Origin of the sequence: Micromonospora sp. NPDC051543 (assembly GCF_044454415.1) — a bacterium.
Taxonomy (GTDB): domain Bacteria; phylum Actinomycetota; class Actinomycetes; order Mycobacteriales; family Micromonosporaceae; genus Micromonospora.
The window spans coordinates 82753-96038 of sequence record NZ_JBITDT010000019.1; the positions used below are offsets into that span (position 1 = coordinate 82753).

Annotated in this window: 9 protein-coding genes; all 9 read right to left on the reverse strand. The window is 71.1% G+C overall.

Annotated features, from left to right (window positions below; genetic code table 11):
- Nucleotides 1–52: 52 nt before the first annotated feature.
- The 9 genes from ACIA3K_RS27555 to ACIA3K_RS27595 all read right to left on the reverse strand — a co-directional run bounded on the left by ACIA3K_RS27555 (nt 53) and on the right by ACIA3K_RS27595 (nt 13236).
- The gene (locus ACIA3K_RS27555) at nt 53–1462 is read right to left on the reverse strand and encodes a GH1 family beta-glucosidase (protein WP_396804554.1); all 1410 of its coding nucleotides are present in this window, start codon (nt 1460–1462) and stop codon (nt 53–55) included.
- Nucleotides 1459–3699 (reverse strand): alpha-xylosidase, encoded by a 2241-nt coding sequence (yicI, locus tag ACIA3K_RS27560; RefSeq protein ID WP_396804555.1) that lies wholly within the window; start codon nt 3697–3699, stop codon nt 1459–1461. The genes ACIA3K_RS27555 and yicI overlap by 4 nt, the downstream gene beginning before the upstream one ends.
- Nucleotides 3696–4577, reverse strand: coding sequence for a carbohydrate ABC transporter permease (locus tag ACIA3K_RS27565; RefSeq protein WP_396804556.1), 882 nt, complete (start codon nt 4575–4577; stop codon nt 3696–3698). The genes yicI and ACIA3K_RS27565 overlap by 4 nt, the downstream gene beginning before the upstream one ends.
- A gap of 1 nt (nt 4578) precedes the next feature.
- Nucleotides 4579–5547: a carbohydrate ABC transporter permease gene (locus ACIA3K_RS27570; protein WP_396804557.1), complete on the reverse strand. Its 969-nt coding sequence runs from the start codon at nt 5545–5547 to the stop codon at nt 4579–4581.
- A gap of 67 nt (nt 5548–5614) precedes the next feature.
- The gene (locus tag ACIA3K_RS27575) at nt 5615–6919 is read right to left on the reverse strand and encodes an extracellular solute-binding protein (RefSeq protein WP_357128207.1); all 1305 of its coding nucleotides are present in this window, start codon (nt 6917–6919) and stop codon (nt 5615–5617) included.
- An 86-nt stretch (nt 6920–7005) separates the two neighbouring features.
- Nucleotides 7006–8031, reverse strand: a complete 1026-nt coding sequence (locus ACIA3K_RS27580; RefSeq protein WP_396804581.1) for a LacI family DNA-binding transcriptional regulator — start codon at nt 8029–8031, stop codon at nt 7006–7008.
- 805 nt (nt 8032–8836) lie between these two features.
- A complete protein-coding gene (locus ACIA3K_RS27585; RefSeq protein WP_355052763.1) occupies nt 8837–9646 on the reverse strand; it encodes a metal-dependent hydrolase in 810 nt (269 codons plus the stop codon).
- A gap of 103 nt (nt 9647–9749) precedes the next feature.
- On the reverse strand, nt 9750–11387 hold the full coding sequence (locus ACIA3K_RS27590) for a serine/threonine-protein kinase (RefSeq protein WP_396804558.1): 1638 nt from the start codon (nt 11385–11387) through the stop codon (nt 9750–9752).
- Nucleotides 11388–11505: 118 nt separating this feature from the next.
- Nucleotides 11506–13236, reverse strand: a complete 1731-nt coding sequence (locus ACIA3K_RS27595) for a serine/threonine-protein kinase (protein ID WP_396804559.1) — start codon at nt 13234–13236, stop codon at nt 11506–11508.
- Nucleotides 13237–13286: the final 50 nt, after the last annotated feature.

Sequence of the window (13286 nt, forward strand, 5' to 3'; positions counted from 1 at the left end):
CCCGGTGGCCAGCCGGGGCAACGGTGCGGCTGCCGGAACAGCGCCGTCGCGGTCAGTCCTTCGCCTGGTCCAGATTGCCGGTGGCGGCGAGGCGTCGGTACCAGTGCGCGCTGTCCTTCCAGGTGCGCTCCTGGGTGTCGTAGTCGACCCGGATGATCCCGAAGCGGCGGTCGTAGCCGTAACCCCACTCGAAGTTGTCCAGCAACGACCAGACGAAGTAGCCGCGCACGTCGGCGCCCTGGGCGCGGGCATCGGCCATCGCGCCGATGTGCCGACGCAGGTAGTCGATCCGCAGGTCGTCGTGGATCCGGCCGTCGGCCGCCACCACGTCGTCGAACGCCGCGCCGTTCTCGGTGATCATCATGGGCTGGCCGGGATGTTCGCGCTGGAGCCGAAGCAGCAGCTCGGTCAGCGCCGGCGGGTCGATGTTCCACCCCATCGCCGTGTACGGACCGGGCTGCGGCAGGAAGTCGACGTCGTCGGCGCCCACCCACGGCGAGTGCGCCGATGCGCCGTGACCGTCGGCGTCCGAGCGGGCCGAGTGCCCGTCCCAGGCGCGGACCAGGGTGCTGGAGTAGTAGTTGACACCCAGCACGTCCAGCGGCACGGCGGCCACCTTCTCGTCGCCGTGGCGCACGAACGACCAGTCCGTGACGCCGGCCGTGTCGGCCAGCAGGTCGGCCGGGTACGCCCCGTCCAGCATCGGCCCGAGGAACGCCCGGTTGGCCAGCGCGTCGATGCGGCGGGCCGCGTCGACGTCCGCCGCCGCGTCCGAGGCCGGGCGGATGACGTGCAGGTTCAGCGTCACCGACAGCTCGGCGGTCGGCGCCGTCTCCCGGACCACGCGACCGGCCAGGCCGTGCGCGAGGTTCAGGTGGTGTACGGCGGCCAGCGCCGCCGCCGGCTCGGTCCGACCCGGCGCGTGCACGCCGGAGCCGTACCCCAGGTACGCCGAGCACCACGGCTCGTTGAGCGTCGTCCAGGTGTGCACCCGATCGCCGAGCGCGGCGACGATCCCCGCCGCGTACTCCTCGAAGCGCAGCGCCGTGTCCCGTACCGGCCACCCGCCGGCGTCCTCCAGCTCCTGCGGCAGATCCCAGTGGTACATGGTGGCCACCGGGCGGATGCCACGCTCCAACAGGCCGTCGACGAGCCGGGAGTAGAAGTCCACGCCGGCCTGGTTGAGCCGGCCGGAGCCGCCCGGCTGCACCCGGGGCCAGGAGATCGAGAAGCGGTACGCCCCCAGGCCCAGCTCGGCGACGTGGTCGAGGTCCTGCGCCCAGCGGTGGTAGTGGTCGGCGGCCACGTCACCGGTGTCGCCGTTCAGCGTCCGCCCCGGGGTGTGGCTGTAGGTGTCCCAGATGGACGGGCCCCTGCCGTCCTCGCTGGCCGCGCCCTCGATCTGGTAGGCCGCCGTCGCCGAACCCCACAGGAAACTCTCCGGAAAGGCATGTGCCGTCACTGTCCTGCCACCTCCGTCCCGGCCACCACACAGTGGTAGGCCGACGATTCACCCGCCACCAGTTCCGCCCTGGCCACGCCGTCGCGGAAACCTACCTCGAACTCCGCGTCGGCCCCCCGGCCGGGCGACGGAATTCGTACCCGCCGCCGCTGCCCCTCGGCCGGAGCGTAGAGGCACAGGCGGACACCGTCCGCCCAGTCGTAGTCGGGCCGGTCGGAGCGCGCGCCGAACGCGATGACCGCGCCCGGCCGGGCGAGCACCGGCAGGCTGTCGAACTCGTGCTTCTCGGTCACCCAGGCCGGACCGGTGAGCTGGGCGCCGGTCAGCACGTGCGTCCAGGTCCCGGCCGGGACGTAGAAGGTGACCTGACCATCGGCGCTGAGCACCGGCGCGACCAGCAGGTCGGAGCCGAGCATGTACTGCCGGTCCAGGTGCGCGGCGGCCGGATCGTCCGGGAACTCCACGATCATCGGCCGCATCATGGGGATTCCGTCGCGGTGCGCCTCCTCGGCCGCCGCCGCCAGGTACGGCATCAGGCTGATCTTGAGCCGGGTGAAGTGCCGCAGCACGTCGACGGCCTCCTCGTCGTACGCCCACGGGACGCGGTACGAGCCGGAACCGTGCAGCCGGGAGTGCGACGAGAGCAGACCGAAGGCGATCCACCGCTTGAACACGGCCGGGTCGGGGGTGCCCTCGAAGCCGCCGATGTCGTGGCTCCAGTAGCCGAAGCCGGACGCCGCCAGGGACAGCCCGCCGCGCAGCGACTCCGCCATCGCGACGAACGTCGCCTCGCAGTCCCCACCCCAGTGCACCGGGAACTGCTGCCCGCCGGTCGTGGCGGAGCGGGCGAACACCACCGCCTCGCCCTCGCCGCGCTCGGTCTCCAGCAGCTCGAAGACGGCCTTGTTGTAGAGGTAGGAGTAGTAGTTGTGCATCCGCTGCGGGTCGGAGCCGTCGTGCCACACCACGTCGGTGGGGATGCGCTCACCGAAGTCGGTCTTGAAGCAGTCGACGCCCATGTCCAGCAGGACCTTGAGCTTGCCGGTGAACCAGGCGACCGCGTCCGGGTTGGTGAAGTCGACGAGCGCCATCCCGGCCTGCCACTTGTCCCACTGCCAGACCGAGCCGTCCGGGTTGCGGACCAGGTAGCCGGCCCGGCGGCCCTCCTCGAAGAGGTACGAGCGTTGCGCGATGTACGGGTTGATCCAGACGCACACCTTCAGGTCGCGTTCGTGCAGGCGGCGCAGCATCCCCTCCGGATCGGGGAAGGTCGCCGGGTCCCACACGAAGTCGACCCAGTGGAACTGGCGCATCCAGAAGCAGTCGAAGTGGAACACCGACAGTGGCAGGTTCCGCTCGACCATCCCGTCGACGAACTCGGTCACGGTCTTCTCGTCGTACGACGTGGTGAACGAGGTGGACAGCCACAGCCCGTACGACCAGGCGGGCACCCGGGCCGGTCGGCCGGTCAGCGCCGTGTACCGGCGCAGCACGTCCTTCGGGGTGGGCCCGTCGATGACGTAGTAGGTCAGCGACTGGCCCTCGACGCTGAACTGGTTCTGCGCCACGACCTCGGAGCCGACCTCGAACGACACGTGCTCCGGGTGGTCCACGAAGACCCCGTAGCCGGCGCTGCTCAGATAGAACGGCACGTTCTTGTACGCCAGCTCGCTGGCGGTGCCGCCGTCGGCGTTCCAGATGTCGACGGTCTGGCCGTTCTTGACGAACGGACCGAAGCGCTCGCCCAACCCGTACACCGTCTCGCCGACGCCGAGGGCGAGCCGCTCGTGCACGTGCCGCCGGCCCTGGCCGTCGGTGACGATCCCGACGCTGCGCGCGGTGGACGCGGTGAGCAACCGGTCGCCGTGGCGGAACTGGACCCGCCAGCCGTCGACGAGCGCGACCCGCGCGGTCAGTTCGCCGGTGGTCAGCGACGCGGTGATGCCGGTGATGTCGACGGTGACCGGCTGGTCGCTGTCGGCGGTCAACTCGAAGTGCGGCTCGCGGGGGAGTCCGCCGCTGTGGTGACCGATGGTCACCCCGATGACGCCCGGCGCGGGGGAGAAGAACCGGACGGTGACGACGGGCCGGTTCAGGGTGTCGCCCCGACCGGTGATCTGACCGGCCGGCGCGAAGACGGTGAAGCCGCTCTGGTCCGGCTCGACCGATTCCACCGCGCCGGGGCGCAGCACGCTGACCCCCGGGCGCAGTTGCCAGTACCCGTCGGTGAACTTCACTTCTCGGCTCCTGCCGTGATGCCGCGCGCCAGAGTGCGCTGGAAGATGAGGAAGAAGAGGATGGCCGGCACCAGGCTGATCAGCGCGCCGGCGTTCGTCGTCGGGGCGTCCATCAGACGGTCGCCCTGCAATGAGGCGAGCGCGACCGGGATGGTCTGCGTCTGGTTGTCGATCAGCATGACCAGCGGGATGAGGAACTCGTTCCAGGTCCAGATGAAGAAGAAGATGAGGAGTACGGCCAGGGTGGGTCGCAGGTTGGGGAAGACCACCCGCCACAGCACCGTCCACTTGCCCGCGCCGTCCAGGGCGGCGGCCTCCAACAGCGAGCGCGGGAAGGTGCCCAGGACCGAGGCCAGCAGGTACGTGCCGAAGGCGCTCTGGATCACGGTGAAGATGATGATCACCGCGAGCCGGGTGTTGTAGAGGCCGACCTCCTTCGCCACGTAGTACAGCGGGTAGATCAGCGCCTCCTGCGGCAGCATGTTGGCCAACAGGAACAACCCGACGATCCACAGCCGGCCGCGGACCCGACCGATGCCGAGGGCGTACGCGTTGAGCAGGGACACGAGGACGCCGAGCACCGCCACGGAACCGGCGATGAGCGCAGAGTTCCACAACTTGAGCGGGAAGTCGACCTCGTTCCAGTACGTCCGCAGGCCCTTCGTGTAGAACTCGCCGGGCCAGCTCAGCGGCCCGGCCGACGAATAGTCACCGGGCGACTTGAACGCGTTGAGCAGCATGAACGCGAACGGCACCAGCATGACGAGCGCGCCGACGGTGACCAGGGCGAGCACGACCCAGCGGCCGACGCCGCGGTGGTGCCGGTCGCGGGCGTGCCGGCGGATCGGCGTCGGGGCCGGGGTGAGAGTCACGGCCATGTCAGAACCCCCGGTCCCGGCGCTCGGTGCGCGCCTGCCACCAGATGAAGACCCCGGCCACCACGACGATGATCAGTGTGAGCACTGTGGAGATTGCCGAGCCGTAGCCGACCTGGAGCTTCTTGAAGAAGGTGTAGTAGGCGAAGTAGGACGGCACGTTCGTGGCGTTCTCCGGGCCGCCCCGGGTGAGCGCGAAGATCGGCCCGAACACCTTCAACGCCGCGATGGTGCAGGTCAGGGCGACCACGAAGGTCTCCGGCCGGATCTGCGGCAGGGTGATCGCCCGGAACCGGTGCAGCCAGTTCGCGCCGTCGACCTCGGCCGCCTCGTACAGCTCCGGGTCCACTCGCTGCAACGCGGCCATGAACACGACCACCGGGTAGCCGATCTGCACCCAGATCATCACCGCCATCACGGCCGGCAGCGCCGTGTCCGGGTCGCCGAGCCAGTCGTGGCGCAGCGCGCCGAGGCCGACCGCGTCGAGCAGGCTGTTGAACGCGCCGTCGGGGCGCAGGATCCAGCCCCACACGATGCCGGCGACCACCACCGGCAGCACCTGCGGGAGGTAGAAGGCGGCCCGCAGGCCGGCGGCGGTACGCGGCTGGAACCGGCGGCCGATGACGTCGAAGAGCACCGAGGCGAGCAGCAGCCCCAGCAGGGTGGGCAGCACCACCATCGCGACGATCATCGCCACGGTGTTGCGGAACGAGGCCCAGAACACCTCGTCGTCCAGCAGCCGCTGGTAGTTGTCGAACCCCACGAAGGTGGGGTCGCCGATGCCCGACCACTTGGTGAGCGACAGGTAACCGGTGCCGACCAGCGGCGCGCCGATCACCAGGACGAACAGCGCCGCCCCGGGGATCAGATAGAGCCAGTACGCCGCATCACGGCCGCGAGGTCGGCGGCGGGGCGTCGGCGGGGTGGGTGTCGCCGTCGGTGTGGTGGCGGCGACGGTCTCGGAGACTGCCATGGGAGATCCTTCCCGGCGGTGCGGGCGGGCGCTCCGGTCGTGCCGGTCGCGCCCGCCGCTCGCCGTGTCACTTGCCGGTGATCTCCTTGACGCCATCGGCGTACGGCTTGGCGATCGTGTCGAGCACCTGATCCGGGGACTTCGACCCGTTGATCAGGCCCTGGAAGCCGCCGACCAGTACGTCGTAGTAGCCGGGCACCGGCCAGTCCGGGTAGAAGGCCAGGCCGTCCTGCTTGCTGACCGTGTTGAAGTCCTCGATCAGCTTGCGGTCCTTCGGGTCGCTGATCTTCGAGGCGTCGGCGGCGATCGGAACGCCACCGTTGTTGCCGATCAGGTCCTGGATCTCCGGGCGCAGGGTGATGTCGATGAAGTCGTACGCCAGGCTCTTGGCCTTGCTGTTCGACGGAACCACCCAGATGTTGCCCGACGACCCGGCGTTGAGGGTGTTGCCGGGGAAGAGGAACGTGTCCCAGTTGGCCTTCATCTCGGTCTTGAACCGGCCGTACCACCAACTACCGGAGACGATCATGGGGGTCTTGCCGGCGATGAACGCGGTGCCCATGTCCTCGGCCTTGAGGCTCGCCGAGTTCTTGGCGACGTAGCCCTTGCGCACCCACTCGGCGAACGTGTCCGCGCCGTACTTGAGCGGGTCGGCCTTGAAGTCGACCGGGTTCTTGTAGAGCTGGTAGTTGTCGACGAACTGCCGGTCGGCCTTGGAGAGCGCCAACTGGTAGAAGAGCTGCCCGGCCGGGTACTCCGCGCCGGCCATGCCCAGCGGGGTGATCTTCTTACTGACGAAGGTGTCCATCGCGGCGGTCATCTCGGCCAGCGTGGTCGGCACCTTGACGCCGTTGCGGTCGAACAGGTCCTTGTTGTAGTAGACCGTGACGTACTCGCCGTAGTTCGGCACGCCGAACCAGTTGCCCGACCCCATCACGCCCTTGTCGCTGTACCGCGCGGTGGTCTGGAGGCTGGGGCTGAGCTTGCCGGCCCAGCCACGCTTGTCGGCCTCGGCGCTCAGATCGGTGAGCAGACCCTGCGACGACAGCAGGCCGGCCGTGGCGTTGCCCTTGTTGTACTCCATGATGTCCGGGCCCTCGGACGAGTTGATGATCATGCCAGCGTTCTGCTGGATCTGCTCGAACGCCTTGCGCTCGAAACGCACCTCGACGCCCGGGTGCTCGGCCTTGAAGATCTCGATCGCCTTGTTCCAGCCGACCCCCATCGCGCTGTTCTCGCTCTCGTAGTGCCAGAGCTTGAGGGTCTTGGCCCCGCTGTCGTCCTCGCTCTCGCCGCCGCCGCAGGCGGCCACGGTGGTCGTCGCGGTCGCCGCCAGGGCGATCGCCGCGACGATCCGGCGGAATCGCTGCATTGCTATCCTCCTCGTTGAGTATCGAGCCCGGTATCTCACTGGGCCCGTCGTCGCGTTGCCGCGCGGCGGCGGGCCGTTCTTACTGGTCAGCCCCCATGGGGTCGCTTTGCTCGTGGTGCCGCGGTCGATCCCCGCACCTCCAGCGAGCACGGCAGCAGTTGCTGGTGGCGCTCGTCACCGGGCCCGTCCAGGTGGCGTACCAGCGCCTCGATCGCGATCCGGCCCAGAGCCGACCCGGGCGAGGTCATCGCGGTCAACGCCGGGGTGGCCAACTCGGCGACCTGCGGCGAGGTGACCATCGAGACCACCGACACGTCGTCCGGCACCGAAAGTCCGCGCCCGGTCAGCTCACCGAGGATGCCGAAGAGCGCCGTCTCGTTCATCGCCAGCAGGGCGGTCAGCTCCGGGGCCCGGGCGAGCGCGGCGGCCAGAGCCGCCCGCCCGCCGGCGGCGCTGTCCTCGGCCGGGATCATGATCGGCTCCAGGCCGTGGCCGGTCATGGCCGTGACAAAGGCGTCCCGGGTACGCAACGCCGGGCCGTAACCGCTGGCCAGCGTCGCCGCCGAGTGGTTGACGTAGACGATCCGACGGTGCCCCAGGCCGACCAGGTGCGCGACGGCCTCCCGCACGGTCTGGTCGAAGTCGATGTCGACGAAGGACAGCCCGGTGGCGTCGCCGGTACGCCCGATCAGCACCAGCGGCACCCCCGCCTCCTGGAGCACCGTGACCCGTTCGTCGGCGAGCTGCACCTCCATCAGCACCACGCCGTCGAGCATCCGCTGACTGGCCAACCGTCGAAGGTCGTCGAGGTCGCCGCCGCCGACCGGCGAGAGCACGAGGTGGTAGCCGACCGCGCTGGCCGCAGCGGCGGCACCGGTGACGAACGCGGTCTCGGTGGCGCCCAGACCACGCTCGTCCATGGGCATCAGCAGACCCAGGATGCGGCTGCGCCGGCTGGCCAACCCCCGGGCCATCGCGTTGGGCTGGTAATCCAGCTCGGCCATCGCCGCGAGCACCTTGGCGCGGGTGGCCTGGGAGATCGGGCGGGCGCCGGTGAGCACGTACGACACGGTGCTCACGGAGACCTGCGCAAGGCGGGCGACGTCGTGCATCGTGGCCACCAAGCACCTCCTCCGGCCCGGAGTGGAACCGCTTCCAGATGATCGTCGAAGCGTTTCGACGAAACGTTTCGACAGACGCTAGGTCACGTGTTACGGCACCGTCAATAGCCGATGTCGAAAAGAAGTCAGGCGAGCTGGCGTTCGTGATTCCCGGATGCCGCCAGGGTGTGCCCGCGCTGTCCTGAGCGCCTGCCTGGGCGTGCCTCGGCGTGCTCGCGGCAGCAAGTTCACCGATGTTGCTGCCTCCGGCGCGGCTGAGGCAGCAACTTCGGGGATGTTGTGAGGATCTTGGCGCGGGGCGCGGGGCGCGGGGCGCGGGGCGCGGGGCGCGGGGCGCGGGGCGCGGGGCGCGGGGCGCGGGTCGCCGGTCGCCGGTCGCCGGTCGCCGGTCGCCGGTCGCCGGTCGCCGGTCGCGGGTCGCGGCGATCTTGCACTTTCTGTGCCGACAAAGCGCGCAAACCTCAACACTTCGTCAACCGTAACTGCAAGATCGGCGCGAAGGGTTGGGTCCTGCCTGGTCCTCGCCCGGACGGTCGCGGCAAGATCGCACTCGATCCAGGATCTAGTGGTGTCGGCGCGACGAAAAGGCACTACATCCTGGATCGAGCGCGATCTTGACAGCGGCGACGTCCCTGATCGCGTCGATCTTGCACTTTCTGCGGCGACATAGGGCGCGAAGCGGGACGGATCGACATCCGCAAGTGCAAGATCGACGCGGCGGGCGCGGCGGGCGCGGCGGGCGCGGCGGGCGCGGTGAACGCATGGGCGCAGCTGGAGCGGGGCTGGGGTGGGGTGTTTATACGTCTATGTTGAGGCGTTGTAGGACTGAGGGTGCGATCAGGCCGGCGGTGGCGAGGACCACGACCACGGTCAGCACGGCGCGCAGGACGACGACCTCGGTCTTGCTGCCGGTGCGCAGTGCGATGCTGTTCGGGAGACCGATCATCGTCCACATGCGGCGGCGGATCGGTATTGGCCAGAGGATCGGCACCCCGGCCCTGGTGATCATGTCGCCGAGGATGTGCACGAGGCAGCCCACGCCGACGGCTGTGCCGATCAGCGGATAACCCCGTCCGCCCGGCAGGTTGGCGAAGGTGAACCAGGCGGCACCGGCCGAGGCGAGCGTCACGATCACCCAGCCGGCCCGTTCGGCCCACTCGTCGAAGAGCCCGCGCAGGGCCAGGCCGAACATGAAGAACAGGATCGTGATCACTGCCCACTTGCCGTACGCGGCGCAGAGCGCGGTGGTGCCCCAGCCGACCAGCAGCGTGAACGGGAGCGTGTGGGTGAGCGTCCGGTGCCCGTTGTTGCGACGCGGGTCCTTGCTGAGCTTCGTCGCGTAGTAGACGCCGAGTGAGATCTTCTCCATCACCTCGGCCACGAAGAGCGAGAAGACCCCGAACGTGCGGGCGACGGTAGCGCCACCCTGGTTGCGGGTCACCTTGCCGGACAGGTCGAGGTCGGGAAAGAGCGCCCCACCCGCGCACACTGCCGTGCCCACCGCCAGCGCCAGAGGCGACTGGTGGTAGTCGGCGAACTGGTCCAGCGCCCAGGACCCGGCCAGCCATACCGCCGCGCCGGACAGCGCGTGCGACGGTCCCATCATCTTCGGCTCACCCTCCCCAGGGATCTTGAGCGCCAAAACTACGCCACTGTAACCAGCGCCGGTGTCGCAGGGGCGTCAGTTGCGGTGTCCACAGCGGACAGTGTCAGAGGGTGGGCGTGAAGCTCTGCCGGATCATCACGAAGTATGCCGCGTTGACCTGCCAGTCGAACTCCTTTGTCAACCAGGAGACGGTGTAGGCGTGTGCGGCCGAGGTGTTGGCGAGCAGCCGGATGCTGTGCACCCGTTCGCCCGCGGCGTTCTCCCAACTGCACTCCCAGAGGGCGCCGCCGTCGAACACGTCCAGCGCGGAGATGTCCACCTTGCGGTAGCCGGGGAGCGCGTCGGCGGCGACGAGCCGCTCCTCCTGGGCCCTCAGGTGCGCCAGCGGATCGGTCCGTGCCGGTCCCGCCTCGACGCTGAGCACCCGCGCCCCGCTGGGCTCCCGGAAGCAGGTCACCGCCCCTTCGGTCCAGCGTGCCCAGCCCACCGGCGCGGCGATGCGGAAGCCGGTCGGGTCGTCGTGCCAGGTCCAGCCGTCCCGTAGCCCGTACCGCGCGTCCTTCGGTGGTGGCGTCGACGGCACCGGCGTGGCCGTCGGTGGCGGGGGCGTGGCGCAGGCGAACGCGGCCGGTCGGGTGGCGGTCGCGCCGCCGCCGGAGCCGGAGGGTGGCGTGCGGTCGTCCGGGCGGTGCAGCAGCGCCGCCGTGACGCCACCGGTGACGAGCAGGGCCACCGCGGTCGCCGCGCCGCCCCACGCGATGACCCGTCCGCGTCGGCCCACGGCGCGGTCCGCCGGGCGGTGCACCGACGTCGCCGCGTCCGGCGCGGGATCGGGAGCGTGGACCGGGGCGGACGAGACGGCCCGGGCCGCGCCGCGAACCGCCGCCACCGCGGTGGACCGTGCCGGCGAGGGCTCGTCGTGGTCGGCCGCCGTTGCCGCCGCGCGTAGCAGCGGCTCGGCCTCGGCGGCGGTCAAGCGCCGCCAGGGATCGCGCTGCAACAGGCCGCTGATCACCGGGCGCAGGGGGCCGGCCCGGCGCATCGGATCCGGCGGCTCGGTGGCCAGCGCGCTGAGCGTCGCCATCGCGCTGGACCGGGCGTACGGGGACTGCCCCTCGACCGTCGCGTAGAGCGTCGCGCCCAGCGACCACAGGTCGGTACGCGGGTCCGACACGCCGTCGCGCGCCCGCTCCGGTGCGACGAACTGTGGGGAGCCGAGGACCAGGCCCGGGCCGGTCATCGCCCCGTCGCCACCGTCGAAGGTGGCGAGGCCGAAGTCGGTGAGCACCACCCGCCCGTCGTCGGCGACCAGCACGTTGTGCGGCTTCACGTCGCGGTGCAGGACACCTGCGGTGTGCGCGGCCCGCAGCGCGGCGAGCACCGCAAGCCCGATCTGGGCGGTGCGGGTGGGGTTGAGCGCACCCTCGGCGTTGATGATCTGCTGCACCGACCGGGAGGCCACGTACTCCATCACGATCCACGGGTTCTCGCCGTCGTGCACCACGTCGTACAGCCGGACGACGTTGGGGTGGTTGAGCCGTGCGGCGGTGCGCGCCTCGCGTAGCGTGCGCAGCCGTAGCTCCGCGCGCTCGGCCTCGGCCAGCCAGGCCGGCGGCACGACCTCCTTCACCGCCACGTCCCGGTGCAGCATCTCGTCGCGGGCCAGCCACACCCGGCCCATCCCGCCGGTGCCGACCAGGTCGAGCAGCCGGTACCGACCCGCGATCAGCAACTGCTGCACGGTCGCTCCCCCTCGGTCACCCTGAGTTACACGATAGCCACCGTCGCCGTTTTTCTCATCCGCTGAGCGGCCTCGATCCACGCCGGACGGGGGGCCGGGCAGGGCCATACGGCGCAGGTCAGCGGGGTGGTCGGAAACTCTTTCGCAGCGTGGCCCAGTCCCCGTCCGCAGCGTTCCAGTCGCGGTCGTCGGTGATCCAACCCAACGTCCAGCGTGACTCACCCACAATCTGCTGCCGGGCGTGGATCCGCGGGCCGTCCGGGGCGTCCCACCGACACTCCCACTCCGCGCCGGTGTCGCCGGGGGAGAGCCGGATCTCGTCGTAGCCGGGCAGCGCGCCGGCCCGAGCGGCCTCGTCGCGGGCCGCGCGTAGTCGGGTCATCGGGTCGGCCGCGCCACCCTCGGCGACGCTCAACGCCCGGCCGGTTGCCGGGTCCTGGAAGCAGGCCACCGTGCCCTCCCGGGAGTAGTACCAGGTCGCCGGGACGGAGACCCGGAAGCCGGTGGTGTCGGCATGCCACACCCATCCCGGTGGCGGCTGGAACCGCTCGCCCGCGGCGGGTGACCCGACCGTGACCGGCGCGCCGACGACGTCCGGCCGGACGCAGGGGAACGGCGGCGGGGGCACGTCGCGGCCGGGCGGCGGCCGACCCGGGCCGCCGCGGTGTGGGCCGCCCCGGTCGTCGCCGTACTCCCCGTCCGGCCCTCGACCGTCGTCCACCTGTCTGGTGGTCGGGGTGGTGGTCGGCCCGGCGGTGTCGTTCGGGGCGTCGCCGGCCACGGCCAGCGCGGTGCCCACCCCGGCGGCCGCCGCCACGAGCAGTGCCGTGACGACCAGCGCGGCCCGCCGGGCCGCTGGCCGCCGGGCCGCTCGCCCCGTCGTGCTGGTGGCGGCGTCCTGCGGGTACCGGACGTCCGGGTCGACGCTCGGGCGATCATCGGGAGGAGCGTCGTCGGGCGGGTCGACGCCGGTACCGATCGGGTCGGGCACGGGCTGCGGGGTGGTGGAGTGGGCGGCTTCCCCGGACGTGGACGAGCTGCCGGTCGGGCCCGCGGCGGCAATGAGCAGCCGGCGGGCCTCGTCGTGGTCGAGACGGTCGTGGGGGTCGCGGCGCAGCAGCCCGTCGAGCACCGGCGCGAGCGGACCGGCGTGCGGGGCCGGGTCCGGTGGACCGGCCGCCAGCGCGCTGAGGGTGGCCATCGCGTTGCTGCGGGCGTACGGGGAGCGGCCCTCCACGGCGGCGTGCAGGGTGGCGCCCAGCGACCACAGGTCGGCGGCCACCGTGGAGACTCCCTCGGCGGCCCGCTCCGGCGCGACGTACTGGGGGGAGCCGAGCACCATCCCGGGGCGGGTCATCGCGCCGTCCCCGCCGTCGAAGGTGGCCAGTCCGAAGTCGGTGAGCATCACCCGGCCGTCGTGGGCGACCAGCACGTTCTGGGGCTTGATGTCGCGGTGCAGCACCCCGGCCGTGTGCGCGGCCTCCAAAGCGTCGAGCAGGGCCAGGCCGATCCGGGCGGCACGGGCCGGCTCCAGGGGCCCTTCGGCGTCGAGGACGTCCTGCAGGGTGCGCGACGGGACGTACTCCATCACGATCCACGGACTGCCCTCGACCTGGACGACGTCGTAGAGCCGGACCACGGCGGGGTGGTTGAGCCGGGCCGCGGTGCGCGCCTCGCGCAGGGTGCGCGAGCGCAGCTCGGCCCGCTCGTGGTCGGCCAGCCAGTTCGGCGGTACGACCTCCTTGACCGCGACGTCGCGGTGCAGCATCTCGTCGCGGGCTCGCCAGACCCGACCCATGCCCCCGCGGCCCACCAGGTCGAGCAGCCGGTACCGACCGGCGATCAGCACCTGCGCACGCTCCTCCTCGGCCGCTGTCGGTGTACACCCTAACCAGCGGA

What these genes read in the sequence shown, in the direction of transcription:
- ACIA3K_RS27580 (WP_396804581.1), bottom strand. Translation starts at nt 8,031, where the DNA reads ATGCACGACGTCGCCCGCCTTGCGCAGGTCTCCGTGAGCACCGTGTCG.
- ACIA3K_RS27565 (WP_396804556.1), bottom strand. Translation starts at nt 4,577, where the DNA reads ATGGCCGTGACTCTCACCCCGGCCCCGACGCCGATCCGCCGGCACGCC.
- ACIA3K_RS27585 (WP_355052763.1), bottom strand. Translation starts at nt 9,646, where the DNA reads ATGATGGGACCGTCGCACGCGCTGTCCGGCGCGGCGGTATGGCTGGCC.
- ACIA3K_RS27570 (WP_396804557.1), bottom strand. Translation starts at nt 5,547, where the DNA reads ATGGCAGTCTCCGAGACCGTCGCCGCCACCACACCGACGGCGACACCC.
- ACIA3K_RS27575 (WP_357128207.1), bottom strand. Translation starts at nt 6,919, where the DNA reads ATGCAGCGATTCCGCCGGATCGTCGCGGCGATCGCCCTGGCGGCGACC.